Annotated in this window: 26 protein-coding genes; 19 read left to right on the plus strand and 7 right to left on the minus strand. The window is 56.9% G+C overall.

Features of this window, described 5'->3' with window-relative positions; genetic code table 11:
- Nucleotides 1-53 precede the first annotated feature (53 nt).
- Nucleotides 54-341, minus strand: a complete 288-nt coding sequence (locus GOX61_RS18950; RefSeq protein WP_170336272.1) for a YggT family protein — start codon at nucleotides 339-341, stop codon at nucleotides 54-56.
- A 129-nt stretch (nucleotides 342-470) separates the two neighbouring features.
- Between GOX61_RS18950 and GOX61_RS18955 the strand changes: the two genes are divergently transcribed.
- From GOX61_RS18955 to smpB, 10 genes are all read left to right on the plus strand, one after another.
- Complete coding sequence (locus tag GOX61_RS18955; protein WP_170336274.1) at nucleotides 471-1,838, plus strand: MFS transporter; 1,368 nt, start codon at nucleotides 471-473, stop codon at nucleotides 1,836-1,838.
- Nucleotides 1,835-2,698 carry a penicillin-insensitive murein endopeptidase gene (gene mepA, locus GOX61_RS18960; RefSeq protein ID WP_155146513.1) on the plus strand — a complete coding sequence of 288 codons (864 nt, stop codon included), beginning with the start codon at nucleotides 1,835-1,837 and terminating at the stop codon, nucleotides 2,696-2,698. The genes GOX61_RS18955 and mepA overlap by 4 nt, the downstream gene beginning before the upstream one ends.
- On the plus strand, nucleotides 2,671-3,555 hold the full coding sequence (locus GOX61_RS18965) for an esterase-like activity of phytase family protein (RefSeq protein WP_170336276.1): 885 nt from the start codon (nucleotides 2,671-2,673) through the stop codon (nucleotides 3,553-3,555). Before mepA ends, GOX61_RS18965 begins: the two co-directional genes overlap by 28 nt.
- Nucleotides 3,556-3,651: 96 nt before the next feature.
- Complete coding sequence (locus GOX61_RS18970; RefSeq protein ID WP_170336278.1) at nucleotides 3,652-4,296, plus strand: queuosine precursor transporter; 645 nt, start codon at nucleotides 3,652-3,654, stop codon at nucleotides 4,294-4,296.
- Between the two features lie 262 nt (nucleotides 4,297-4,558).
- Nucleotides 4,559-4,978, plus strand: coding sequence for an alternative ribosome rescue aminoacyl-tRNA hydrolase ArfB (gene arfB, locus GOX61_RS18975; protein WP_170336279.1), 420 nt, complete (start codon nucleotides 4,559-4,561; stop codon nucleotides 4,976-4,978).
- A gap of 60 nt (nucleotides 4,979-5,038) precedes the next feature.
- Nucleotides 5,039-5,785 (plus strand): SDR family oxidoreductase, encoded by a 747-nt coding sequence (locus GOX61_RS18980; protein ID WP_170336281.1) that lies wholly within the window; start codon nucleotides 5,039-5,041, stop codon nucleotides 5,783-5,785.
- 28 nt (nucleotides 5,786-5,813) lie between these two features.
- Nucleotides 5,814-6,830, plus strand: coding sequence for a P1 family peptidase (locus GOX61_RS18985; RefSeq protein WP_170336283.1), 1,017 nt, complete (start codon nucleotides 5,814-5,816; stop codon nucleotides 6,828-6,830).
- A 112-nt stretch (nucleotides 6,831-6,942) separates the two neighbouring features.
- A complete protein-coding gene (locus GOX61_RS18990) occupies nucleotides 6,943-7,356 on the plus strand; it encodes a c-type cytochrome (RefSeq protein ID WP_155146501.1) in 414 nt (137 codons plus the stop codon).
- A gap of 214 nt (nucleotides 7,357-7,570) precedes the next feature.
- Nucleotides 7,571-8,113, plus strand: coding sequence for an isopentenyl-diphosphate Delta-isomerase (gene idi / locus GOX61_RS18995; protein WP_155146500.1), 543 nt, complete (start codon nucleotides 7,571-7,573; stop codon nucleotides 8,111-8,113).
- A 58-nt stretch (nucleotides 8,114-8,171) separates the two neighbouring features.
- Entirely contained in the window at nucleotides 8,172-8,648 is a 477-nt protein-coding gene (gene smpB, locus GOX61_RS19000; RefSeq protein ID WP_155146499.1) for an SsrA-binding protein SmpB, read from the plus strand.
- Nucleotides 8,649-8,664: 16 nt separating this feature from the next.
- Here the strand turns inward: smpB and glpK are convergent, their stop codons facing one another.
- The 3 genes from glpK to panB all read right to left on the minus strand — a co-directional run bounded on the left by glpK (nucleotide 8,665) and on the right by panB (nucleotide 11,899).
- Entirely contained in the window at nucleotides 8,665-10,143 is a 1,479-nt protein-coding gene (gene glpK, locus GOX61_RS19005; protein WP_170336285.1) for a glycerol kinase GlpK, read from the minus strand.
- Nucleotides 10,144-10,211: 68 nt separating this feature from the next.
- Nucleotides 10,212-11,063 (minus strand): pantoate--beta-alanine ligase, encoded by an 852-nt coding sequence (panC, locus tag GOX61_RS19010; RefSeq protein WP_170336286.1) that lies wholly within the window; start codon nucleotides 11,061-11,063, stop codon nucleotides 10,212-10,214.
- Nucleotides 11,060-11,899 carry a 3-methyl-2-oxobutanoate hydroxymethyltransferase gene (gene panB / locus GOX61_RS19015; protein ID WP_170336288.1) on the minus strand — a complete coding sequence of 280 codons (840 nt, stop codon included), beginning with the start codon at nucleotides 11,897-11,899 and terminating at the stop codon, nucleotides 11,060-11,062. Before panB ends, panC begins: the two co-directional genes overlap by 4 nt.
- 171 nt (nucleotides 11,900-12,070) lie before the next feature.
- On the opposite strand from panB, the gene GOX61_RS19020 reads away from it, so the two are divergent.
- Nucleotides 12,071-13,558: an ABC transporter substrate-binding protein gene (locus GOX61_RS19020; protein WP_170336290.1), complete on the plus strand. Its 1,488-nt coding sequence runs from the start codon at nucleotides 12,071-12,073 to the stop codon at nucleotides 13,556-13,558.
- Between the two features lie 40 nt (nucleotides 13,559-13,598).
- Here GOX61_RS19020 and GOX61_RS19025 read toward each other — a convergent pair whose 3' ends face one another.
- Nucleotides 13,599-13,925, minus strand: a complete 327-nt coding sequence (locus GOX61_RS19025; protein WP_170336292.1) for an SH3 domain-containing protein — start codon at nucleotides 13,923-13,925, stop codon at nucleotides 13,599-13,601.
- A gap of 132 nt (nucleotides 13,926-14,057) precedes the next feature.
- On the opposite strand from GOX61_RS19025, the gene GOX61_RS19030 reads away from it, so the two are divergent.
- From GOX61_RS19030 to GOX61_RS19050, 5 genes are read left to right on the plus strand one after another with little or no spacing between them, the layout of a single operon-like run.
- Nucleotides 14,058-15,005: an ABC transporter permease gene (locus tag GOX61_RS19030; RefSeq protein WP_170336501.1), complete on the plus strand. Its 948-nt coding sequence runs from the start codon at nucleotides 14,058-14,060 to the stop codon at nucleotides 15,003-15,005.
- Entirely contained in the window at nucleotides 15,002-15,817 is an 816-nt protein-coding gene (locus tag GOX61_RS19035) for an ABC transporter permease (protein ID WP_170336294.1), read from the plus strand. Before GOX61_RS19030 ends, GOX61_RS19035 begins: the two co-directional genes overlap by 4 nt.
- Nucleotides 15,814-17,412 (plus strand): ABC transporter ATP-binding protein, encoded by a 1,599-nt coding sequence (locus GOX61_RS19040; RefSeq protein WP_170336296.1) that lies wholly within the window; start codon nucleotides 15,814-15,816, stop codon nucleotides 17,410-17,412. Before GOX61_RS19035 ends, GOX61_RS19040 begins: the two co-directional genes overlap by 4 nt.
- A gap of 36 nt (nucleotides 17,413-17,448) precedes the next feature.
- Entirely contained in the window at nucleotides 17,449-18,900 is a 1,452-nt protein-coding gene (locus GOX61_RS19045; RefSeq protein WP_170336298.1) for an aldehyde dehydrogenase family protein, read from the plus strand.
- Complete coding sequence (locus tag GOX61_RS19050; RefSeq protein WP_170336300.1) at nucleotides 18,893-19,408, plus strand: hypothetical protein; 516 nt, start codon at nucleotides 18,893-18,895, stop codon at nucleotides 19,406-19,408. The genes GOX61_RS19045 and GOX61_RS19050 overlap by 8 nt, the downstream gene beginning before the upstream one ends.
- On the opposite strand, the gene pncB is transcribed toward GOX61_RS19050, so the two are convergent.
- On the minus strand, nucleotides 19,405-20,697 hold the full coding sequence (pncB, locus tag GOX61_RS19055) for a nicotinate phosphoribosyltransferase (protein WP_170336302.1): 1,293 nt from the start codon (nucleotides 20,695-20,697) through the stop codon (nucleotides 19,405-19,407). The genes GOX61_RS19050 and pncB overlap by 4 nt on opposite strands.
- 165 nt (nucleotides 20,698-20,862) lie before the next feature.
- On the opposite strand from pncB, the gene GOX61_RS19060 reads away from it, so the two are divergent.
- The gene (locus GOX61_RS19060) at nucleotides 20,863-21,396 is read left to right on the plus strand and encodes a hypothetical protein (RefSeq protein WP_170336304.1); all 534 of its coding nucleotides are present in this window, start codon (nucleotides 20,863-20,865) and stop codon (nucleotides 21,394-21,396) included.
- Between the two features lie 3 nt (nucleotides 21,397-21,399).
- Here GOX61_RS19060 and pncA read toward each other — a convergent pair whose 3' ends face one another.
- On the minus strand, nucleotides 21,400-21,993 hold the full coding sequence (gene pncA, locus GOX61_RS19065; RefSeq protein WP_170336306.1) for a bifunctional nicotinamidase/pyrazinamidase: 594 nt from the start codon (nucleotides 21,991-21,993) through the stop codon (nucleotides 21,400-21,402).
- 96 nt (nucleotides 21,994-22,089) lie between these two features.
- Here pncA and trhO point away from each other — a divergent pair, with 96 nt between their 5' ends.
- Nucleotides 22,090-22,995 carry an oxygen-dependent tRNA uridine(34) hydroxylase TrhO gene (gene trhO, locus GOX61_RS19070; RefSeq protein ID WP_170336307.1) on the plus strand — a complete coding sequence of 302 codons (906 nt, stop codon included), beginning with the start codon at nucleotides 22,090-22,092 and terminating at the stop codon, nucleotides 22,993-22,995.
- 77 nt (nucleotides 22,996-23,072) lie between these two features.
- Entirely contained in the window at nucleotides 23,073-23,582 is a 510-nt protein-coding gene (locus GOX61_RS19075; protein ID WP_155146485.1) for a potassium channel family protein, read from the plus strand.
- Nucleotides 23,583-23,592 lie beyond the last annotated feature (10 nt).

Here is a 23,592-nt window from a genome sequence, read left to right on the forward strand (position 1 = left end):
TTATCTGCTCTTAAGACAGGACAATCACATACTAAGATTCGGTGAACAAGAGGTCAGTAGAAATAGACCGCATTGTTTATGAGAATGATCCGTAGCGCGTAGACACCGATCAACACCACCAACGGTGTCAGATCCAACCCACCCATATTGGGAAGAATTCGGCGGATTGGCCCGTAAACGGGTTCCAGAATACGGTTCAGGCCGTACCAGATCTGCGCTACCAGCTGTTGGTGCAGGTTGAGCACCTGAAAGTTGATCAGCCAGCTCATGATCACATGGGCAAGAATGATGAACCAGGCAATGTTCAGGATCAGCAACAGGATTTGGATCAGCGACAGCATGGGAACTCCGTTTTCACATCTGATGAGAGGTAAGCGTACCCGCGACAAAGAGCAAGGCTGTCCCAACAGAACGCTTGCGAAATGATCCAAAGGCCCGTCTTATAAGAACAAAGACGTTGTGGGGCAGTGATGGCAGAAATATCCAAGCGCAAGCGCATTTGGGGCTGGTGGTTTTTCGACTGGGCCAGTCAGCCATACCACACGCTGTTGGTGACTTTCGTATTCGGTCCTTATTTCGCCGGGGTGGCAGCAGAGTACTATCTGACAGCTGGTCTGGACGGTGATGCCGCTGATGCACGGGCGCAGACGGTTTGGGCCAATTGCATGACCATTATCGGTCTGATCATCGCTTTCGGCGCCCCGTTGATGGGGGCCATGGCCGATGTATCGGGGCGGCGTATTCCTTGGATATTCGCTTTTTCGGTCATGTATGCAGTGGGGTCGGCGGCGCTGTGGTACACAATGCCCGACGGCTCGAACATGTGGCTGATGCTTTCCGCATTCGGGGTGGGCTTTATTGGCGCGGAATATGCACTGATCTTCATCAACTCTCAGCTGCCCGATCTGGGGGATGACAACGAAGTGGGTGAGATTTCGGGATCGGGCTTTGCCTTCGGCTATTTCGGCGGCCTGATCTCACTGGCGATCATGCTGGCGCTTTTTGTCGAACAGGCCAATGGCAAGACATTGATCGGAATAGACCCGGTGTTTGGTCTCGACGCTTCTACGCAGCAGGGCACGCGTTTTGTAGGGCCCTTCACTGCTGGCTGGTTCATCCTGTTCATGGTGCCTTACTTCCTTTGGGTCCGGGATGATGCGCCAAAAGACCAAAGAGGCAGCGTGGGTGAGGCGCTAAGCATTTTGGCCAAATCCATCTCGAACCTGCGGCACCGGGTCAGTCTGGCCAGCTACCTGGGTTCATCCATGTTTTATCGGGATGCGCTGAACGGGCTTTATACCTTTGGCGGCGTCTATGCCCGGTTGGTACTGGAGTGGGACCTGATTAAGATCGGGGTCTTTGGTATCGTCAGCGTTCTGGCGGCCGCTGCCTTTTCATGGGTCGGGGGGAAACTGGACAAGAAATACGGCCCTAAACCAGTGATTTTGGTGGCCATCTGGGTTCTGATCTTTGTTTGCACAACCATCGTCTCGATGGACCGGACCCAGATTTTCGGGATCGCTTTGCCCGAGGGATCCGGCCTGCCCGACATGGTTTTCTTTGGCTGCGGCGTTCTGATCGGCGGGATGGGCGGCATTCTGCAATCTGCCAGCCGTTCAATGATGGTGCGTCATACCGACCCCAAGGCCCCGGTCGAGAGCTTTGGGCTCTATGGTCTTTCGGGCCGTGCTACTGCCTTTGCCGCGCCGATGTTGATCGGGATTGCAACAACCGTGACCGGTAGCGCAAGACTGGGGGTGTCACCTATCGTTCTGTTGTTTATTCTGGGGCTATTCCTGATGCGCTGGGTAAGACCGGAAGGGGATCAGAGCAGATGATTTTACTACGATTTTTGGCAATACTGGCAACAATCGCTTTGGCAGGCACCGCAGGGGCGCAGCCCCTCGCTAAGCAACTGTTCGGGGCACAAAAGCAAAGTTCACAGCAGAAACCGGCTGCCTTCGGCAGTTATTCGCGCGGATGTGCTGCCGGGTCGGTGCAACTGGCCGAGACCGGACCGACATGGCAGGCCATGCGTCTGTCGCGCAATCGCAATTGGGGGCACCCCGATGCGATCGACTATGTGCAGGACCTCAGCAAGTTCGCAGCCAAACAACCGGGCTGGAACGGTCTCTACATCGGAGATATCAGCCAGCCGCGTGGCGGGCCGATGACCTCCGGACACCGCAGCCATCAGCTGGGGTTGGACATCGATATATGGATGCTTCCGGGGGACAACATGCGTCTCAGCCGCAAGGCACGCGAAAACATCTCATCGATCTCGTTGCGCCGCGCCAACGGGGCCTATGTGAACGGCAACTGGACCAAACAGCACCACGCTGTGCTGCGTGAGGCTGCCAAGGACAAGCGCGTAGCGCGCATCTTTGTCTTTCCGGGGGCCAAGGTGCAGATGTGTAACGATGAAAAGGGCAACCGGGCATATCTGCGCAAGATACGCCCCTGGTGGGGACATCATTATCATTTCCATGTTCGTTTGAAGTGTCCCCGAGGGTCCAAGGGCTGTGTCAATCAGGACGCGCCACCCAAAGGAGATGGTTGTGCCGAGGCGCAGCAATGGGTGCGTAACATCCTGAACCCACCGCCACCGGACCCCAACGCTCCGGCACCTAAGAAACGACGCGAATACGTTCTGGCCGATTTGCCGCAGCAATGTACATCGGTTCTGCAATCCAACTGATTGCAGCGCTGCTGCTGGCAGGTTCGGTTTGGGCGGTTGAAGTTAAAACAGCCACCCCGCTCGACAGCTATGCCTGGCGTCACAATGCCGATTGGTTTGGCGGTTTCTCCGCCATCCATATCTCGGACGATGGACGCCACATGATCGCACTCAGCGACCGGGCAACCCTTGTGACTGCACAGATTGAGCGTGATGGGGACAAGATCGCCGGGATCGAGATATTGGGCCATTGGCCTGTGCTATCGAGCAAGGGCCGTATCATGTTGGGCTGGGCCGGGGACTCCGAAGGGATTGCGATCGCTCCGGACGGGTCGTTTTACATTTCATTCGAAGGCGTCCACCGGGTTGCACATTATGCAGCGCCCGGTGCCCGGGCACGCGTTCTGCCGCGACCCAAGGCCTTTGAAACTCTCGATCGCAACGGGTCTTTCGAGGGGCTGGCGATTGATGACCGGGGCCGCCTTTACACCCTGACCGAAAAGAGCAGGACGGCGCAGGGAGATATTCCTGTTTACCGCTGGAACGGGCAGGCCTGGTCAACACCATTTGTCCTGCCTCAGCGGGGTGGGTTCCTGCCCGTTGCCGCAGATTTCGGTCCCGATGGGCGGTTCTACGTGTTGGAGCGTTCGGTCTCTCTGACCGGCTTTCGTTCGCGCCTGCGCCGCTGGCAAGTCGAGGATGATATGCCCAAATCCGAAGAGATTCTGATCGAGACCGGCACCGGGACGCATGACAATCTTGAGGGATTGTCGATTTGGCGCGACCCTCAGGGGCGGTTGCGTGCCACGATGATTTCGGACGACAACTTTCTGGTTTTGCAGCGCACGGAGCTGGTTGAGTATCTGCTGCCGGACTGACTTGCCAAACACAATCCCAGAGTCTAAAAGCGCGGCTTGCCTTGGGATGAACCCTTGGCCAAGTCGCCGCTACCTTGTCAAAACGGGCATCTGAAAATGCAACGCGCTTATATACCCGGCATTATTGCCATGGCCACCATTGTTGTGGCCTCGAACATTCTGGTTCAGTTTCTGCTGCTCGATGGTCTGTTGACCTGGGGCGCATTTACGTATCCGCTGGCCTTTCTGGTCAATGACATCATGAACCGCGTCTACGGCGTTGGCCCGGCCCGCAAGGTCGTGTTTGCCGGCTTTCTGACCGGTGTCGTCTGCTCGCTGATCGGTACACAGATCATGCTTCAGGGCGACGGCTTTACCTATGCTGCCGTACCATTGCGGGTCGCCGTTGCATCGGGAACAGCTTTCCTGATCGCTCAGTTGGCGGACATCACCGTATTCAATTCACTGCGTGGCGGGCGTTGGTGGCGTGCACCGCTGGCATCGACGCTGGTTGGATCGGCGCTGGATACCACGCTGTTCTTTACCATCGCCTTCTCGGCTTCGGTCACAGTATTTGGTGCTGATGCGGATGCTGCGATCAGCTGGGCGTGGGAACCTGTTCCGTTCATGCTGTCCGGCCCGATGGCGCCGCTTTGGGTGACACTGGCCTTTGCAGACTGGCTGGTGAAACTGTCGCTGGCTCTGATCGCGCTGATCCCGTTCAAGGTGATCGTTGCGCGGCTGACTGCGCAGGCTGCGTAAAAAAGTGCTTTGAGAATGGCGCATCTTGTGTCAGGCTCAAAGTTAACCGCAACAGATAGAAAAGGAGGTGATCCAGTGTCGAGAAAGAGATTGGAGAGAGGTGTCGGAACAACCGGGGGGAAAGTCTGCTGAGGCAGCCCTTGGCGGAGCGCTCGCTCCGGCTGGTCGATTGATCTAACCGACCCCACCTCCTATGCTTTCGAAGGGCCGTTCCATTGGGGCGGCCCTTTTCGTTCCCGAAACCGGATCTTAATATTGCGCCATGTTACGCGTTTCAGACGATATCATCCTGCAGGGCTGGGAAATGACCGAGAGCTTTGTACGCTCATCGGGCCCCGGCGGGCAGAACGTGAACAAGGTCTCGACCGCTGTTGAATTGCGGTTCGAGGCCGCGCGCTCACCCTCTCTGCCGGATCCGGTCAAATCGCGGCTCAAGCGGTTGGCCGGTCGGCGCTGGACCAAAGAGGGGGCGATTATCATCCAGTGTGAGGAAACCCGATCGCAAGCACGCAATCGTGAGATCGCCCGGACACGTCTGGCAGAGCTGATCGCCCGTGCTCTGGTCAAGCCCAAGCGGCGGATTGCCACCAAACCCACCTATGGATCGGTCAAACGCCGGTTGGCAGCCAAAAAGGCACGATCGGATGTGAAGGCGATGCGTGGTAAAGTCTCTGAAGATTGATCTGGTATCTTTTTGAGGCATTGCTAGTCTGACCCACAACAGGGATCAGAGGGCAAGATCATGAGGTTAGAGGGAAAAACCGCAATCGTGACCGGTGGCGCCTCCGGTTTTGGTGCCGGGATTGTCGAGAAATTCCTGGTCGAGGGCGCCTGTGTTATGATCGCGGATATCAATGGTGAGGCGGCTGCTGAACTGGCACATCGGCTCGGGCCTCAGGCTGTTTCGCAGCAGGTCGATGTTGCTGATGGCGCGTCAGTACAGGACATGGCGGAAGCTGCACTTGCAGGGTTCGGGCATCTCGACATTCTGGTGAACAATGCCGGCGTCACACATCTGCCAACCCCGCTGGAAGATGTCAGCGAAGAGGATTTCGACCGCGTTTACAACGTGAACATGAAATCGGTGTACCTGACCGCGCGCGCCCTGATGCCACATATGAAGTCACGAGGGGTTGGCGCGGTTCTGAACGTTGCTTCAACCGCTGGATTGTCGCCGCGCCCAAATCTCAATTGGTACAATGCCTCCAAAGGCTGGATGATCACCGCCACCAAGACCATGGCTGTGGAACTTGCGCCCGCTGGCGTGCGCGTGAATGCAATCTGTCCGGTGGCGGGTGAGACTCCCCTGCTGAAATCATTCATGGGGCAAGACACGCCCGAAATTCGTGCCAAATTTCTGTCGACGATTCCATTGGGTCGATTCTCGACGCCAGAGGATATGGCCAACGCCGCTTGTTTCCTGTGTTCGGACGAGGCCAGCATGATTACCGGAGCCGCGCTGGAAGTGGATGGCGGGCGGTGCATCTGACCTCAAACTGTTTAGTGGAGTTAGCACGATGACCCCCGGACCCAGAAACCTGATTACTGATGTGCCTGGCTTGTTGGTCGGCAACGCCCAGGATGCGGTCCTGAAATCCGGGACAACTGTTCTGACCGCGGAAAAGCCATTTGCTGCGTCGGTCCATGTGATGGGTGGGGCACCGGGAACGCGGGAAACCGATCTTCTGGCGCCGGACAAAACTGTGTCTCGCGTGGATGCGATTGCCTTGTCCGGTGGGTCAGCCTTTGGCCTCGACGCCTGTTCAGGTGTCTCGGATGCATTGCGGCGCCGAAAGCGTGGATTTCCTGTCGGCAACGCAATCGTACCAATTGTTCCCGGCGCGATTTTGTTCGATCTGCTCAACGGTGGTGACAAGAATTGGGGTGACAACCCCTACCGTGCGCTCGGCCAGGCAGCATTTGAATGCGCTGCACAGGATTTCGCCCTTGGGACCGTCGGAGCGGGAACCGGAGCATTGGCCGCCATGCACAAGGGCGGGCTTGGTTCAGCCTCGATGCGAATGGATAACGGCATCACGGTGGGTGCGCTGGTTGCGGCCAATCCGCTGGGCAGTGTTGCCACACCCGGGGATCGCCATTTCTGGGCTGCACCATTCGAGATCGCTGACGAGTTCGGCGGGCTTGGCCCGGATCCGTCATCGGGGCTGGGGCGTCACCCGTTCAGCCGCAAGACCGAAGCAATGCGCCCCGCCGCGCCAGACCAAGCCAATACAACAATTGCAATCGTGGCAACCGATGCTGCTCTCACCAAACCGCAGTGCCATCGCCTGTCGGTAGCAGCGCATGACGGGATCGCGCGGGCTATTGTCCCGGCACATACTCCGGGTGATGGGGATCTCGTGTTCGGGGTCAGCACGGGAGCGCGCACTTTGGAAACCGATGCAGAACTTGGCCTTTTGGGTCATATCGCATCGCTGTGTCTGGCCCGGGCCATTGCACGGGCAATCTATCTTGCGACGCCCGCAGAAGGGGACCTGCTGCCCTGTTGGTCGGAATTGCACGACATCGATTGACGTTGGCGTATATGCCGCAGCGACACTCTGCCATCGCGCGGCAATCTGCGCGTTGACTCTCCCCCGTGCCAGCGCTCCATTCAGGTCAGCCAATACGTATCGGAGCAAAGCTATGAATCGCATCCTCGCAACAGCACTTGTGGGCCTTTTGGCCGTACCCGCCTATGCCGAAGGCGATGCAGAGGCTGGCAAGAAAACCTTCAACAAATGCAAATCCTGCCACATGATCGCTGATCCTGACGGTGAGGTGATCGTCAAGGGCGGTAAAACCGGGCCGAACCTGTATGGTATCGCAGGACGCACTGCGGGTACCGTCGAGGGCTTCAAATACGGCGACAGCATCGTGGAAGCCGGGGAAAACGGACTGGTCTGGGATGAGGCAAACTTTGTCGAATATGCGCAGGATCCCAAAGCGTTCCTGAAAGACTACCTGGGCGAAACCTCTGCCAAGTCCAAGATGACCTTCAAGCTGAAGAAGGGTGCAGAGGACGTATACGCCTATATCGTCAGCGTTTCGGGCGAATAACGCCTGGTCCTAAATCGTTTCCAAAGTTCTGAGAGGCCGCAGCACCTGCGGCCTTTCGTGCGCTTGATCATAAGCAGGATCAGCGCCACCTTGGAGATACGCGGATTGTGGTGCTACCCACGCCCGTACTTTGCAATGAAACGCCAAGCCGACCTGGCCACAGCCACACCCGCCATTGCCGCCCAAAAGCGGTCAGGCAGCAGGAGACGTTAAAATGGGAATCATGATCCCGGCCTGGGTTGAGGGCGAACTGACGCCCGTGGACAAGCTGGAGGCGCATGAAAAGGGCCTCAAGCACAAGGCTGTGTCGGTGTTTGTCGTCAGAGGAACCGAGATTCTGATGCAACGCCGGGCGCTGGGCAAGTATCACACGCCCGGCTTGTGGGCGAATACCTGTTGCACCCATCCCGACTGGGATGAAAGCGCATCCATCTGCGCGGTACGTCGCCTGCGTGAAGAACTGGGTATCGCGGGGCTCTATCCCGAATATCGTCACAGGCTGGAATATCATGCAGATGTTGGAAATGGCATGGTCGAGAACGAAGTTGTCGACGTGTTCCTTGCCCATTCGCGAGGTCCGCTGAAAATCGAGCCTAATCCAGACGAAGTCATGGATATTAGGTGGGTCGACTACCATGATCTTCTGGCCGAAGTGCAGCGCCACCCCGAGCGTTTCACGCCATGGCTCAAAATCTATCTGCACAATCACGCGGATACGATTTTTGGTCCTGATCTGATCATGTCAGCGCATTCCTGACGGTCAAAGTTAAACCCTGCCTTGCAAGGGACGCCCAAGCCGCCTAAATCAACGCGTCATGGCCAAGCAAAAGACAGACCCGAATTACAAGGTAATTGCCGAAAACCGGCGAGCGCGCTTCGATTACGCAATCGAAGACGATCTTGAGTGCGGCATTGTGCTGGAGGGATCCGAGGTCAAATCCCTGCGTGCGGGTGGTTCGAACATTGCTGACAGCTATGCATCGGTCGATGACGGAGAGCTGTGGCTGGTCAACAGCTATATCGCGCCCTACGAACAGGCGAAGGTTTTCAAGCACGAAGAGCGTCGTCGTCGCAAACTGCTGGTTTCCCGTAAGCAGATGTCTGATCTTTGGAACGCGACACAGCGCAAAGGTATGACGCTGGTGCCGCTGGTTCTGTATTTCAACCACAAAGGCCGGGCCAAGATTAAGATCGGGATCGCCAAGGGTAAGAAAACCCACGACAAACGCGAAACTCAGGCCAAACGTGACTGGTCACGCCAGAAACAGCGGCTGATGAAGGATCACAGCTGATCCTTCATCTTAAGTTCTAGAATGCCATTGCTGCCGAAACTGCGCGTTTCCAGCGGTCATATGCAGCATCGCGATCTTCGGCGGACAGTTCCGGTTCGAATTTCCGATCCAGCGCCCAGGTTTGTGCAAACCCTTCCTGATCCGGATAGACTCCGGCCCGCATTCCCGCCAGCCATGCTGCGCCCAATGCTGTGGTTTCCTGCATAACCGGGCGATCTACGGGCGCCCCAAGGAAATCCGACAGACCCTGCATGGCCCAGTCAGATGCGCTTGCGCCCCCATCAACCCGTAACGTGACATCGGTATCTGCGCCCCAGTCGCCCTGCATCGCGTGCCACAGGTCGCGGGTCTGGAACGCGATGCTTTCCAGCGTGGCGCGGGCCAATTCGGCGCGGCCTGAGTTTCGTGTCAGGCCAAATATAGCGCCCCGGCAATCCGGTTGCCAATAAGGGGCGCCAAGTCCGGTAAAGGCTGGAACCAGCACCACATGCTGGTTCGGATCAGCCTGCGCGGCCAATTCGCCGCTTTGCGGTGCTGTCTCGATGATCTGCAGCGCATCGCGCAACCACTGGACGGCAGCACCCGCGATAAAGATCGATCCTTCCAGCGCATAGGTGCGCTGACCATCCAGTTGATAGGCAATGGTGGTGAGCAGACGGTTCTTTGACTCCACCGGCTCGGTCCCGGTGTTCAACAGTGCAAAACAGCCGGTGCCATAGGTGGATTTCATCATTCCAGGCTGGAAACATGCTTGGCCAATGGTGGCAGCTTGCTGATCTCCTGCAACGCCCAATATCGGCACTTCCCCTCCGAACAGGGTCGTGGTTCCGAAATCCGCAGCGCAATCCTTTACCTCTGGCAGCATCGCCATCGGAACGTCCAGCAGATCACAGATTTCTTCGCTCCAGACCCCTTTGTGGATATCAAACAATAGGGTACGTGCAGCGTTTGTTGCATCGGTCGCATGAACACGGCCTTCGGTCAGGCGCCAGATCAGGAAACTGTCGATCGTACCAAACAGCAATTCTCCGGCCGTGGCGCGATCTCGCGCACCCGGGACTGTGTCCAGCAGCCATTTAACCTTGGTCCCCGAGAAATACGGGTCCAGCAGAAGCCCTGTCTGTGCGGTCACATCATCTTCGCAACCCGCCTGACGAAAACGCTCGCAGATCTCGGCGGTTCGCCGGTCCTGCCAGACAATGGCGTTATGAATAGGTTCTCCGGTTGTCCGGTCCCAGACCACTGTGGTTTCCCGCTGGTTCGTGATCCCGATCCCGGCAATCTGCTGGGCGGTGACACCTGCGTCGGCCATAACTTCGCGGCAAACGGTCAGAACGCTGTCCCAAATCTCTTCCGCATCATGTTCAACCCAGCCTTCCTGCGGGAAATGCTGAGTGAACTCACGCTGTGATGTCCCGACACGCTGCATCTGCGCGTCAAACAGAATCGCGCGCGAGGACGTCGTGCCCTGATCAATCGCCAGAATATAGGTCATGCCTGCTCTCCCCCGTTTGGTTTTGCGGGACTTTAGCGCAAACAGTTGCGGTCGTGCCAGAGCGGAAATCAGCTGTTGGGAACAGCGATATTGTCGATCAGACGCACACCGTCTGCCCATGCGGTGACAAAGAGACGGGCAGGGCGGTTGGCATGGGGCAAGGCCTCCAAGGTCTCGGCGCAGCGCAGATCGATATACTCGACCTCGGTGAACCCGGCATCCAGTAACGCGGCCTCAGCTTCTTTGGCCAGTTCGGCAAAAGGCTCGCCCCGGGGCAGCCGTTCTGCAAGCTCACGCATGATGGTGTTCTTTCGGGCCGCAATCGTCAGACCCTCGGGCGACAAACGCAGATTGCGGGAGGACATCGCCAGACCCGAAGGCTCGCGCACAGTCGGGCAGCCAATCACGTCGATGGGAATGTCCAGATCCCGGGCCATGCGCCGTACGATCATCAGCTGCTGATAGTCTTTTTCCCCGAAATAGGCTCGATCAGCCTGCGTTTGCAGGAACAGCTTGGCCACGACTGTGGCGACCCCGTCGAAATGCCCGGGACGGAAGGTACCCTCCATCACATCCGTCAGACCTGCTACCGAAACGGTGGTGGCGAAACCCGCGGGATAGATCTCTTCAGGTTCCGGTGCGTAGATCGCATCAACGCCATAGGGGGCCAGCTTCTCTGCATCTTCGTTTTCGGTACGCGGATACTTGGCCAGGTCTTCGGGGTTGTTGAACTGCTTGGGGTTTACAAAGATCGTGACGATCACCCGGTCACAGTCTGCCTTGGCAGCTTCGACCAGCGACAGGTGACCCTGATGCAGCGCCCCCATCGTGGGAACAACACCAATGGTCTCACCGTCGCGTTTCCAGGCATTGGTCTGAGTGCGCAGTTCTGCCAGTCGGCGCAGGATCGGCGCGGTCATGCTTTGGATCCTTTGGCCGGAGCCTGATCCGCAAAGACATGTTCATCAGCCGGGAATACGCGAGCGCGTACATCGGCTGCATATTCCGCGATTGCCGCCTCGGCCTGTGGGCCAAGATCAACATAGCGTTTGACGAATTTCGGTTTGAACGCAGTGAAAAAGCCCAGCATGTCGTCAACGACCAGAATCTGTCCGTCACACCCCGCGGATGCACCAATGCCGATGGTTGGGATCGCAATCTCGGCGGTGATACGGTCGGCCAACCCCTGCGGAACTTTCTCTAACACGACAGAAAATGCGCCTGCTTCGGCCACCGCGCGGGCGTCTGCCAGGACGGCTTTGGCCTGCTCATCCCTGCCCTGCACTTTGTAGCCGCCCAGCGTATTAATCGATTGTGGCGTCAGACCGATATGCGCCATCACCGGGATACCGCGTTTGACCAAAAAGCGAATGGTCTCGGCCATTTCAATCCCACCTTCCAGCTTGACCGCGCCTGCACCGGTTTCCGACATCAGCCGGGCTGCATTGCGGAAGGCCTGTGCCGGGTCGTGTTCGTAGCTGGCAAAGGGCATGTCGATGACCATCATCGCCTTTTCCAGACCGCGCGCGACGGCCTGGCCATGCATGATCATCATCTCCATGGTCACGCCAAGGGTCGAGGTCAGACCGTGCAGCACCATACCGACACTGTCGCCGACCAGAACAAAGTCACAATGGTCGTCCATCAGCCGCGCCATAGGCGTGGTATAGGCGGTCAGGCTGACCAATGGTTCGCTGCCTTTGCGGGCGCGAATATCCTCGGCGTTCGGGGCTTTCTTGCGGGCGGTGGCGCTCATGCTCGCTCCTGCGGTGTTCATGTTGCAGCGCGGCATAGCAGATCGTGCAGGGGCAGAGAAACCCCGGTTGCGCGAACATTTCCTTGAATGACCCAAGGTTTAAAGGGACATTGTTTCCAGTAAGGCCCTTTTGATGCGTGGGCTGAACAAAATTTATGGGGAGAGATTTTTATGACTCAGCAGATGTTACGATCACTTGCATCGGCCTTGGCCGTTGGGGCCAGCCTGATTGCAACCCAGGGCTTGGCGAAATCGGATATCACCATCGCGATGCAGCTGGAGCCACCACACCTGGATCCGACAAGCGCCGCAGCACAAGCCATCGATTCGGTTGTCTATACCAATATCTTTGAGGGCCTGACCCGTTTCAAAGGCGACGGTTCAGTCGTTCCCGGACTTGCCGAAAGCTGGGAGATTTCTGATGACGGCAAGGAATATACGTTCAGGCTGCATGACGGAGTCACTTTCCATGACGGGTCTGTCATGGATGCCGAGGATGTCAAATTCAGCCTCGACCGGGCTTTGGGCGAAGACAGCGCCAATGCACAGAAAGCCCTGTTTGCTGGAATTGAAAGTGTCGAAATCGTTGACCCGCTGACAGTGAAAGTCACGTTGTCCGAGCCGAACGGCAATTTCCTGTTCAATATGGCCTGGGGTGATGCAGTTATCGTTTCGCCCGACAGCATTGACGACATCAAGACCAATCCGGTTGGAACTGGCGCTTTCACATTCGGCGAATGGGTGCAGGGGGATAGCATCACGCTGAACCGAAATCCGGACTATTGGGGCGATCAGCCGGCACTGGAAAGCGCGACATTCAAGTTCATCTCGGACCCGACCGCTGCCTTTGCCGCAATGATGGCCGAGGATATCGATGCGTTCGACAATTTCCCGGCACCTGAAAACCTTCCGCAGTTCGAGGCCGACCCCCGGTTTCAGGTTTTGGTCGGATCGACCGAGGGTGAGACGATCCTGTCCACCAACAACAAGCAACCTCCCTTTGATGATATCCGGGTGCGTGAGGCGGTTGCCCATGCCATTGACCGGCAGGCCATCATCGATGGCGCAATGTTCGGATATGGCACGCCCATCGGCACACATTTCGCGCCGCACAATCCGGCCTATGTCGATTTGACGGGAAACTCGGCTTACGATCCTGAAAAGGCCAAGACATTGCTGGCCGAGGCAGGTTTTGCCGATGGATTTGAAACCACGCTGCATCTACCACCGCCATCATATGCGCGGCGCGGGGGCGAAATCGTTGCGGCCCAGCTGGCCGATGTCGGTATCAACGCCGAGATCATCAATGTTGAATGGGCGCAATGGTTGGAAAGTGTGTTCAAGGGCAAGGATTTTGGCCTGACCATCGTCAGCCACACTGAACCGATGGATATCGGCATCTACGCGCGGCCTGACTATTACTTCCAGTATGACAGCCTGGATTTCCAGGCCGTGATGGACACACTAAACTCGACAACGGACCCCGAAGAGCGAGCGAAACTGCTTGGTGAGGCGCAGCGCCTGATCGCTGAGGATTATGTCAACGGGTACCTGTTCCAGCTGGCCAAGCTGGGTGTGGCAAAAGCCGGTGTGCAGGGTTTGTGGAAAAATGCCCCCACAGCAGCGATTGATCTTACCGAAATCAGCTGGTCAGAGTAACAGACGATACCGGGGTCACTATGTGATCCCGGTCTTTAATTTATCCGGCGCCGTCTATCAGCCAGTTGCTGTGAACCCAGCCCTTCTGGCGCGGCTGGCCATAATACACCCCTACCCATTTCCCAGTCCGGGCGCAGGTGCGGACCTGATTGCCGTTGTGCAGCTCATCAATCTTGCGAAAATCTGATCCCGGTCCGGTACGCACCGCCAGAAAGCCGTCACCGTTGGGGTCGAGGCCAGATACAATGCTGCCTGCGCAGCCAGCGGCTTGCCCGTCCTCGACTATGGAAAAATCTACATCCAGTTGCTGCGCTATCACAGGACCTGCCAATAGGCACAAAATACCGACCAATGTAGGTGTCTTCATCGTAAATTCCTTTCCGAGATAATATTTAGAGTCTAATTCAGGGATTTTGCCCGAACAAGGATCGTGCGACCAAAGTTCGATCCCTCAATGTGGCGCTGGACCAGCAGGAAATCCCGGCCTAACGTGACGCTGATGCTTCGCTATGCGCTTAAACGTTTGATTTCCCTCATCGTCAGCCTTGCTGTCGCCTCAGTGGTTATCTTCGCCGTGATCGAGGTGGCACCGGGCGATCCGGCATCCTTCATGCTTGGCGTAAATGCTCAGCCCGAGACATTGGCGGCCCTCAGATCAGAACTGGGACTGGATGTCTCCCAGACCCAGAGATACTTCAACTGGGTCGGGGGAATGCTGTCCGGGGATTTCGGGACGTCATATACCTATCGCACGCCCGTCTCTCAGATGATTGCAGATCGTATGTGGGTGTCGCTGCCTTTGGCACTGTATGCGCTGACCTTGTCCACGCTGATCGCCTTTCCGGCCGGTATCTATGCCGCAGCGCGACGGGGCAGGCCCGGTGACCTGACGGTGATGGGGGCCACACAGCTAGGGATCGCGGTTCCGAATTTCTGGTTTGCCATGATGCTGGTTCTGATCTTTGCCATCAACCTGCGCTGGTTCAATGCCGGTGGCTTTGTCGGTTGGGACAAAGGGATATGGGCAGGCCTTCATTCGCTGACATTGCCCGCTATTGCGCTTGCCCTGCCGCAGGCGGCCATTTTGGCGCGGGTGATGCGTTCAGCCTTGCTGGACATTCTGGGCGAGGATTTCATGCGTACAGCCAGGGCCAAGGGTCTGTCACGTCGGCAGGCATTGTGGCGGCATGGGGTTCGCAACGCGCTGATCCCGGTTCTGACCATCATCGGGCTGCAGTTTTCCTTTCTGTTGGCGGGATCAATCATCATCGAGCAGGTGTTCTATCTGCCCGGTTTGGGGCGATTGGTGTTCCAGGCAATCTCGGCCCGCGACCTGATCGTGGTTGAATCCGTAGTCATGTTGCTGGTTTTTGCCGTCATCATGGTGAATTTTCTGGTCGATTTGGCCTATGCGGCTGTTGATCCCCGGCTGAGGAACAGAACATGAGCCGCAACCTGATCCTCGGCGCGGCTCTATCGTCGCTGGTCCTGCTTGCAGCGCTGATCTCGTTTATCTGGACGCCCTATGACTATGCGGCGATGAATATCCCGGACAAGCTGCAGCCACCCAGCGCTCAGCACTGGTTCGGTACGGACCATTTCGGGCGCGATATGTTCTCGATGATCATGGTGGGCGCGCGGACTTCGATTGCTGTCGCTCTGGTGGCTGTAGGTATTGGCATGGCGTTGGGTGTGCCGCTGGGGTTAACCGCCGCAGCGCGCAAAGGCTCGTGGCTGGATGAGTTGATCATGCGCGGCAATGATCTGGTCTTTGCCTTCCCATCGCTGGTTATCGCCATCCTGATCACGGCCGTATTCGGTGCTGGTGCGATCAACGCGATCATCGCCATCGGTATTTTCAACATACCTGTTTTTGCGCGGATCACGCGCGGAGCGGCCCTGTCCCTGTGGGAGCGTGAATTTATCCTTGCCGCCCGCGTCGCTGGTAAGGGTGCGACTCGTATATCTGCCGAACATATCCTGCCCAACGTGGCCAATCTGCTGATCGTTCAAGGGACCATTCAATTCTCGCTGGGAATTCTGGCCGAGGCGGGCCTTTCTTATGTTGGTTTGGGTGCGCAACCTCCGACGCCCAGCTGGGGTCGAATGCTGGCAGATGCGCAGACAATGGTCAGTTTTGCCCCGCATTTGGCTCTGATTCCGGGTGGGGCGATCATTGTGACCGTGCTGGGGTTGAACCTGTTGGGTGACGGTTTGCGCGACTTTCTGGATCCCCGCATCAGGGTGGCGCGCGCATGAGCTTGTTGCAGATCGAAAACCTGTCTCTATCGATTCACGAGGCTGAAATCCTAAATCAGGTTAGCCTGTCGATTGCCCCGGGTGAGATCGTGGCAGTGACGGGGGAAAGCGGATCGGGCAAATCCATGACCGCATTGGCCGTCATGCAGTTGCTGCCAGACGGAGCGGTGGGCAAAGGTTCCATTAAGCTCAATGGGCAGGAACTGCTGGACCGCCCCGAGGCTGAGATGTGTGCCCTGCGTGGGGCTTCCATCGGGATGGTGTTTCAGGAACCGATGACCGCACTCAACCCGGTCAAGACAATCGGAGATCAGGTGATGGAAACCATCCTGATCCATCAGGCAATGCCTGCTTACAAAGCCCGAGAGCGCGCGCAGGAAGTTCTGATCCGCGTGGGGCTGCCGCCTGACAAGTTTCCAATGTCCCGTTACCCGCACGAGTTATCAGGGGGACAACGCCAGCGGGTCGTAATTGCGATGGCTATTGCTTTGCGGCCAAAACTACTGATTGCGGATGAACCGACCACAGCGCTGGATGTGACGACGCAGGCCCAAATTCTGGATCTTCTGAAAGGGCTGGTCACGGAATACGGTATGGGTCTGTTGATGATTACCCATGATCTGGCTGTCGTCTCGGACATGGCTGATCAGATCGTGGTAATGCGCCATGGCGAAGTTGTTGAAAGTGGTGCAACCGATCATTTGCTGCGCAACATGCAGCATCCGTACACCCGCATGCTGTTCGAGGCATCGGAGCATCAGGTTAACCTGCCTGAGTCTTATGAAACCAAACCCCTGCTTCAGGTGACTGGCGTTGTGCGCGACTACCGTCTGCCTCGAAAACAGTTGTTCCAGACCCCCGGTACGCACCGTGCTGTTGATCAGGTGAGTTTCGTGTTGAACCGAGGTGAGCGTCTGGGGCTTGTAGGAGAGTCTGGTTGCGGAAAATCGACCCTAACACGGGCTATTTTAGGGCTTGAAGAGATTCAGAGCGGACAAATCCTGTTGGATGACCAACCGGTATTCTCTGGCCACAAACCCAATCTCGCGGTCCGCCGAAAAATGCAGGTGGTGTTTCAGGATCCATTCGGCAGCTTCAATCCCCGGCATCGCGTTTCACGCCTGATAACCGAACCGTTTTATCTGCTGGATGATCCACCACACGGCTCGGATCGGCTGGATCGTATCGCCGAAATGCTCGGCGCTGTTGGCCTCAGCGCGGATGACGCGAACAAGTACATTCACGAATTTTCTGGTGGCCAGCGTCAGCGCATCGCAATTGCGCGCGCGCTGATCACCCGCCCTGAACTGATCCTGTTTGATGAAGCGGTCTCGGCGCTCGATGTGTCTGTCCGGGCGCAGATCCTGGATCTGCTGGCTGAGCTTTGCGAGGCCTATAACCTGACCTATCTCTTCATCAGCCATGATCTGAGTGTAGTCCGGACAATTACGGACCGTGTGATGGTGATGCAGGCGGGGAAGATTGTTGAACAGGGTGAAACCGAACAGGTTTTTACGGATCCGCAGCATTCCTACACTCGGAAGCTAATCGCGGCAGCGCCCAGATTGCCGGAAATAGGTCGAGGCGCAGCATGAAAACACCTTTATTAGAGCCTATTGGAGAATGAATTGATGAACAGCCCGCTTTGGTTCGACCCGAGTCTTTGCCTGATTGGCGGAAATTGGAAACCTGCAACATCTGGTAAGACTCTCCCACTGATCAACCCGTCTGATGGATCGGAACTCTGCCAGATTGCGCGTGGTGGCGAACAGGATATCGATGCGGTGGTCAAAGCGGCGCGTGTTGCATCAGATGGCGAATGGGGGCGAATGACGGCGCTGGAACGCGGACGTATTCTGACACGCCTCGGACAGCTGGTATTGGAACGTGTTGACGAGCTCGCCGTGCTTGAGGCGATGGATGTCGGCAAACCTTTGACACAGGCGCGGGCTGATGCTGTGGCTTTGGCGCGGTACTGTGAGTTCTACGGTGGTGCGGCGGACAAGGTGATGGGCGATACCATTCCATATCTGGACGGCTACACGGTCTATACCCTGCGCGAACCACATGGGGTCACGGGCCATATCGTGCCTTGGAACTATCCGATGCAGATCATTGGCCGATCTGTAGGTGCCGCGCTGGCCATGGGCAACGCCTGCGTATTGAAACCTGCGGAAGAAGCCTGCCTGACCGCTCTGGCCTTTGCCCATTTGGCGATCGACGCCGGATTGCCGAAAGGCGCACTGAATGTAGTACCGGGGTTAGGTGTCGAGGCCGGCGCCGCGCTGTCTTCTCATCCGGATGTCGATCATATCTCGTTCACCGGTTCGGTTGCGACCGGTGCGCTTGTTCAGCAGGCGGCGGGGCGCAATGTGGTTCCGGTTACGCTCGAGCTTGGCGGAAAATCACCGCAGTTGGTCTTTGATGACGCCGATCTGGATGCGGCACTGCCGTTTCTGGTGAATGCGGGCATCCAGAACGCAGGTCAGACCTGCTCTGCATCTTCGCGTATCCTTGTGCAGCGCGGGGTCTATGATGAAGTCAGGTCGAGGATGGCCCAGGCTTACGCAGAACTGACCGTGGGGCCGGCCAGGGATGATCTGCGCCTCGGCCCGCTGATATCAGAGCGCCAGAAACAGATTGTGACTGGCTTTCTTGATAAAGGATCTGACCTGAGTATCGCCGCCCAGGGAGAAGTGGTGGCAACTGCCCCGGATACAGGTGCCTATGTGCGACCTACACTGTTTGCGGATGTGCCAGCCGATCACACGCTTGCCCGGGATGAAATTTTCGGCCCGGTGCAGGTTCTGATCCCATTCGATACCGAAGAACAGGCTCTAAATATAGCAAATAGTACTGATTATGGCCTTGTCGCAAGCATCTGGACCAGAGATGGCGCAAGGCAGATGCGGCTGGCAAAGCAGCTTAGGTCGGGACAGGTTTTCATAAACAACTACGGAGCTGGTGGAGGCGTGGAGCTGCCGTTCGGCGGTGTTGGAAAATCCGGCCACGGTCGCGAAAAGGGTTTCGAGGCGCTCTATGGTTTCTCGCAACTGAAAACGGTCGCAGCCTATCATGGCTAAACTGGGCGTGTTTTTGATGTTGCTGACCGTCGCAATGTTGGCGGCTGGATTGTTTGGCGCCCTGCACAATCAGGTTAGTTACACCGTTGGCCCGGACTATTTCCACCAATTTAAATTCCGGCAATTTGCGATTCCGTCCGAGGTCCCGCCCCGGATTGGGGCGGCCATCGTGGGGTGGCGCGCGAGCTGGTGGATGGGGTTGATCGTTGGACTACCGCCCTTCCTCCTTGGGTTGCTGCTATTGTCACCGGCTGGAAAGCTCTGGTCTGCAGGGCTGCGGGCGATTTTTGTAGTATTCCTGATCACGGCGCTCGCCTCGGGGATCGGATTTGCCTTTGGCCTGATAGCTGTGGATCAGGAAGTTGCTGCTCAAATCGCCCTGCCTGAGACGATCCGGAACCCAGTCGGCTTTTTGCGCGCCGGGGCCATGCATGACGCCAGCTATATCGGTGGGTTTGTCGGTGTATTTGCCGCGATCTGGGTGATCTTTCGGGCCAGCAGGCCCTAGACGATCACCTCGATCGCTTGCTGAGCACCGACGCCAAAAACCCGCTTATAGCGTTCGATCTGTTCTGAAGGACCCATCGCCTTTTCAGGGTTGTCCGACAGTTTGACTGTCGGTCGACCATTGGCTGACACTGCCTTGCAAACCAGGGAGAACGGCGCCAAAGCGTCATCAGGTACAAGGCCGCGGAAATCGTTGGTCAGCAGCGTGCCCCAACCAAAGGAAACCTTGGTGCGGTGCGCAAACTGGCTGTGAAGCTCACGAATCTTGTCCACGTCCAGTCCGTCCGAGAATATGACCCGCTTTTCTAATGGATCTTCGCCACGGGATTTCCACCACGCGATGGCGGTCTCGGCCCCGGTCGCCGGATCACCGCTGTCGATACGGATACCGGTCCAGCCCGCCAACCAGTCCGGCGCGCGATCCAGAAAGCCCTGAGTCCCATAAGTATCAGGAAGGATAATCCGCAGGTTGCCTTCATGTTCTTCATGCCAGTCGCTCAGAACATCATAAGGGGCTTGCGCCAGCGCGGCATCGTCCTCGGCCAGAGCGGAATACACCATTGGCAGCTCATGGGCATTGGTCCCGATGGCCTCGACCTCGCGTCGCATGGCGATCAGGCAGTTCGAGGTTCCGGTGAAGGCGCCACCCAGCCCTTCGATCATCGCCTGCACACACCAGTCCTGCCACAGGAAGGAATGCCGCCGCCTTGTGCCGAAATCTGCGATCCCCAAGCCCTTAATCGTGCGCAGTTGATCGATCTTTTCCCAAACGCGGGTCATTGCCCTTGCATAGAGCACCTGCAATTCAAACCGGCGCATATCATTCAACACAGCGCGGGAGCGCAGTTCCATCAGCACGGCAAGCGCCGGGATTTCCCACAGCATGACCTCGTGCCATTTACCCTCAAAGGTAAGCTCGTACTGATCCCCTCTGCGTTCAAGATGATACGGCGGCAGGCGCAGATTTTCGAACCACTCCATGAAATCCGAGCGGAACATCTGGCGTTTGCCATAGAACGTATTCCCGCGTAGCCAGGTGCTTTCACCGCGGCTGAGGCTGAGTGAACGGATGTGATCCAGCTGTTCGCGTAGTTCCCCTTCATCGATCAATCGCGCCAAAGGAACATGATTCGACCGGTTGATCAGCGAAAATGCAACATCCGTTTGGGGCTTATTTCGAAACACTGACTGGCACATCAGCAGTTTGTAGAAATCTGTGTCGATCAAAGACCGGACAATGGGGTCAATCTTCCATTTATGATTGTAGACCCGCGTTGCGATGTCGACCATGTGGAACTCCTGCGATTTCCGTTGTTAGATCAATCGATGCGGTGAATGGCAAGAGTCGCTAAAATGGTGACAATGCCTAGGTCAGGTCACATTGCGGGCATATTGTGAGTTCGTTTCACCATTTAGTGAGTGTGGGGGATGGATCGAAAAGGTTGAATTTGGTGGATGGGTCTCGAGTACGACTTTGACATTGTTACGATTGCACCAGATGAACTGGAGTCTGAAACGGTGAATTCCGAGCAACCGGAAGGCGCCCGAGTACGTGCGCTGTTTCGGGATGTGAAAACAGCGGATGCGCTGCGCGGTGCTTCGCCGAAGATCAGAAAGATGTTCGAGGATGCAGGATTTGGACTGGAAACCCGAAACTGCGGCGTGCCGATGGGATACTACTCACCTCAGCATGCGGCGGATCGGGACCGTATCCTTCGTAACCTGTTTGCAAACATCAAGAGCCAGGGCTTGAAGGGCGAATATAGCGGCGAGTTTGATTTCAGTGATTTCCTGCGCCACATCCGTACTGCACAACCCGAAATCGGGATCGTGCGCAAAGAGCCCCTCCAGCAGAGCAAACCACAACCCGCGGTGCCGGTAAAACCAGATCGGCGTACTGTTCCCGGTCGTATTGGGTTTGCCCTTGGGCTGGCGGTTATCCTGTTTGTATTGCTTAAGTATCTGGCTGCCGCAGGCGCTGCACCCTGACGATCAGGCCATGGTTACACCCGCATCGCGCATAGCCTGAATGGCTGCATCCAATGATCCGTCCAGATCGATGGCACGGCAAGCGTCTTGCCGGACAGTGACATCAAATCCCAGCTTTGCCGCATCTACCGCCGAAAAATGCACGCAGAAATCCGTGGCGAGGCCGACCATTGTCAGCTTTTCGATCCCCCGCGCCTCAAGATAACCTTTCAAACCGGTAGGTGTTTTCTGGTCGTTCTCGAAAAAAGCGGAGTAGCTGTCGATGCTACTGCGAAAGCCTTTGCGCAGAATCAAATCGGCATCTGTGCGAAGATCGGCATGAAACGCTGCGCCTTGGGTGCCTTTAACGCAGTGGTCCGGCCAAAGAACCTGTGGGCCGTAAGGCATCTGGGTCATGTCGAAGGGATTTTTGCCCGGGTGCGAGCTTGCGAATGAAGAATGGCCCGCCGGATGCCAATCTTGTGTCAGGATCACCGCATCAAACTCATCCATCAGGGAATTGATCGGTGCCACGATCTCATCCCCTCCGGACACGGCAAGCGCGCCACCGGGACAGAAATCATTCTGGACGTCAATTACGATCAGGGCATGAGTCATCTGGGTCTCCTCTGGTTGCCCTATCGGTAGGGGGCGGAACCGAAGGCGTCAATGCGATCCCTTGCGTCCTTTGGGTAAGGGGATTAGATCGCGCACATGTACACAATCGCTGCCTTATATCATTTCACGCGCTTTCCTGACCCCGACGCGCTGCGCCCCGCTCTGCAAGAGCTGTGCCGCGCACAATCCGTCAAAGGGACCCTTCTTTTGGCGAAAGAGGGGATCAACGGAACGATTGCAGGCCCCCGTGCAGGGATTGACGCCGTTCTGACTCATATCCGTAGCCTGCCGGGATGCGCTGATCTTGAGTGGAAAGAGGCAACATCGGATCACCCGCCCTTTGGCAAGATGAAAGTGCGTCTGAAGAAAGAGATCGTGACGATGGGGCAGCCGGATGTGGATCCGCGCGCCAGCGTCGGCCATTACGTCGAGCCCGAGGACTGGAACGATCTGATCCGTTCGGACGACGTGGTTGTGATCGATACGCGCAATGATTACGAGGTTGCGATCGGTACGTTTGAGGGTGCAATAGACCCTGAAACAGCCAGTTTCCGTGATTTTCCGGCCTGGTGGGAAGAAAACAAGGATCGCTTTCATAACAAGCGGGTGGCCATGTTCTGTACCGGTGGCATCCGGTGCGAGAAATCCACCAATTACCTGCTGGGGCAGGGGGTCGAGGATGTCTATCATCTCAAAGGTGGAATTCTGCGTTATCTCGAAGAAATGCCTGAAGAAGACAGTACATGGCAGGGCGACTGCTTTGTGTTCGATAATCGTGTCTCTGTCGGGCACGGTTTGGTCGAAGGGCCACACAAACTGTGCCATGGTTGCCGCCGTCCTATCCTGCCCGAAGATGTGAAGCGTCCGGAATACGAACATGGCGTGTCCTGCCATCGGTGCATTAACGAAACGTCCGAGCAGGACAAGGTGCGGTTCCGTGAACGGCAGAAACAGATCGTTCTGGCGCGCAGCCGTGGTCAGGAACATCTGGGCAGTCATTAATCAATGGTCTTAAAGGGTTGCGGTCTTAGCACAGCCATAGAATGATGTTCCGCGGTACGCGTCGTTAGGGAAAGATCATGCCGCAGGATCCATCGACACTACAGGATTGGAAGCCCACGATAATCGCGGCTTCCGTGCTGGTTCTGGTCAGCTTTGTCGCCTGGTATGCTCTGTCTCACCTGAATGAGACCACGGCTGGTGATACTGTTGGGGGCATAGCCACGCTTGGCCTCATTGTCTGGCTCATTTCTCAGGCCTGGTATCATATCAGCCTTGTCAGATCGCCCAAGCGGCAGCTGATGCTGATGGGAATCTCATTCATCCAGGTCGTGCCGTTCCTGTTTGCCGCTGTTTACGGCTCGTTCGGCTACGATGATGTGTGTGTGACCGGAGCCAATGGTCCGGCAGATGTTCTCTATTTCTCGTATGTCACATTCACCACGGTGGGCTTTGGCGATCTGCGACCTGTCGGAATGTGCCGGGCACTGGCCGTGGCCGAGGCAATAACCGGCTACATATTGTTGGGATTGTTTGTTGCCGCCGCAGTGGGTCTGTATGGCCGATCTCACGGCCATCACAGGCACTAATTCTGAGAAA

Origin of the sequence: Ruegeria arenilitoris (assembly GCF_013030265.1) — a bacterium.
Taxonomy (GTDB): domain Bacteria; phylum Pseudomonadota; class Alphaproteobacteria; order Rhodobacterales; family Rhodobacteraceae; genus Ruegeria; species Ruegeria arenilitoris_E.

What these genes read in the sequence shown, in the direction of transcription:
- GOX61_RS19075 (WP_155146485.1), top strand. Translation starts at nt 23,073, where the DNA reads ATGCCGCAGGATCCATCGACACTACAGGATTGGAAGCCCACGATAATC.
- GOX61_RS18950 (WP_170336272.1), bottom strand. Translation starts at nt 341, where the DNA reads ATGCTGTCGCTGATCCAAATCCTGTTGCTGATCCTGAACATTGCCTGG.
- GOX61_RS19050 (WP_170336300.1), top strand. Translation starts at nt 18,893, where the DNA reads ATGGCTAAACTGGGCGTGTTTTTGATGTTGCTGACCGTCGCAATGTTG.
- glpK (WP_170336285.1), bottom strand. Translation starts at nt 10,143, where the DNA reads ATGACCTATATTCTGGCGATTGATCAGGGCACGACGTCCTCGCGCGCG.
- GOX61_RS19040 (WP_170336296.1), top strand. Translation starts at nt 15,814, where the DNA reads ATGAGCTTGTTGCAGATCGAAAACCTGTCTCTATCGATTCACGAGGCT.
- GOX61_RS19025 (WP_170336292.1), bottom strand. Translation starts at nt 13,925, where the DNA reads ATGAAGACACCTACATTGGTCGGTATTTTGTGCCTATTGGCAGGTCCT.
- GOX61_RS18985 (WP_170336283.1), top strand. Translation starts at nt 5,814, where the DNA reads ATGACCCCCGGACCCAGAAACCTGATTACTGATGTGCCTGGCTTGTTG.
- panB (WP_170336288.1), bottom strand. Translation starts at nt 11,899, where the DNA reads ATGAGCGCCACCGCCCGCAAGAAAGCCCCGAACGCCGAGGATATTCGC.
- GOX61_RS19035 (WP_170336294.1), top strand. Translation starts at nt 15,002, where the DNA reads ATGAGCCGCAACCTGATCCTCGGCGCGGCTCTATCGTCGCTGGTCCTG.
- GOX61_RS18990 (WP_155146501.1), top strand. Translation starts at nt 6,943, where the DNA reads ATGAATCGCATCCTCGCAACAGCACTTGTGGGCCTTTTGGCCGTACCC.
- trhO (WP_170336307.1), top strand. Translation starts at nt 22,090, where the DNA reads ATGTACACAATCGCTGCCTTATATCATTTCACGCGCTTTCCTGACCCC.
- mepA (WP_155146513.1), top strand. Translation starts at nt 1,835, where the DNA reads ATGATTTTACTACGATTTTTGGCAATACTGGCAACAATCGCTTTGGCA.
- idi (WP_155146500.1), top strand. Translation starts at nt 7,571, where the DNA reads ATGGGAATCATGATCCCGGCCTGGGTTGAGGGCGAACTGACGCCCGTG.
- GOX61_RS19030 (WP_170336501.1), top strand. Translation starts at nt 14,058, where the DNA reads ATGCTTCGCTATGCGCTTAAACGTTTGATTTCCCTCATCGTCAGCCTT.
- pncB (WP_170336302.1), bottom strand. Translation starts at nt 20,697, where the DNA reads ATGGTCGACATCGCAACGCGGGTCTACAATCATAAATGGAAGATTGAC.
- pncA (WP_170336306.1), bottom strand. Translation starts at nt 21,993, where the DNA reads ATGACTCATGCCCTGATCGTAATTGACGTCCAGAATGATTTCTGTCCC.
- GOX61_RS18980 (WP_170336281.1), top strand. Translation starts at nt 5,039, where the DNA reads ATGAGGTTAGAGGGAAAAACCGCAATCGTGACCGGTGGCGCCTCCGGT.
- panC (WP_170336286.1), bottom strand. Translation starts at nt 11,063, where the DNA reads ATGACCGCGCCGATCCTGCGCCGACTGGCAGAACTGCGCACTCAGACC.
- GOX61_RS18955 (WP_170336274.1), top strand. Translation starts at nt 471, where the DNA reads ATGGCAGAAATATCCAAGCGCAAGCGCATTTGGGGCTGGTGGTTTTTC.
- smpB (WP_155146499.1), top strand. Translation starts at nt 8,172, where the DNA reads ATGGCCAAGCAAAAGACAGACCCGAATTACAAGGTAATTGCCGAAAAC.
- GOX61_RS19045 (WP_170336298.1), top strand. Translation starts at nt 17,449, where the DNA reads ATGAACAGCCCGCTTTGGTTCGACCCGAGTCTTTGCCTGATTGGCGGA.
- GOX61_RS18965 (WP_170336276.1), top strand. Translation starts at nt 2,671, where the DNA reads ATGTACATCGGTTCTGCAATCCAACTGATTGCAGCGCTGCTGCTGGCA.
- arfB (WP_170336279.1), top strand. Translation starts at nt 4,559, where the DNA reads ATGTTACGCGTTTCAGACGATATCATCCTGCAGGGCTGGGAAATGACC.
- GOX61_RS19060 (WP_170336304.1), top strand. Translation starts at nt 20,863, where the DNA reads ATGGGTCTCGAGTACGACTTTGACATTGTTACGATTGCACCAGATGAA.
- GOX61_RS18970 (WP_170336278.1), top strand. Translation starts at nt 3,652, where the DNA reads ATGCAACGCGCTTATATACCCGGCATTATTGCCATGGCCACCATTGTT.
- GOX61_RS19020 (WP_170336290.1), top strand. Translation starts at nt 12,071, where the DNA reads ATGACTCAGCAGATGTTACGATCACTTGCATCGGCCTTGGCCGTTGGG.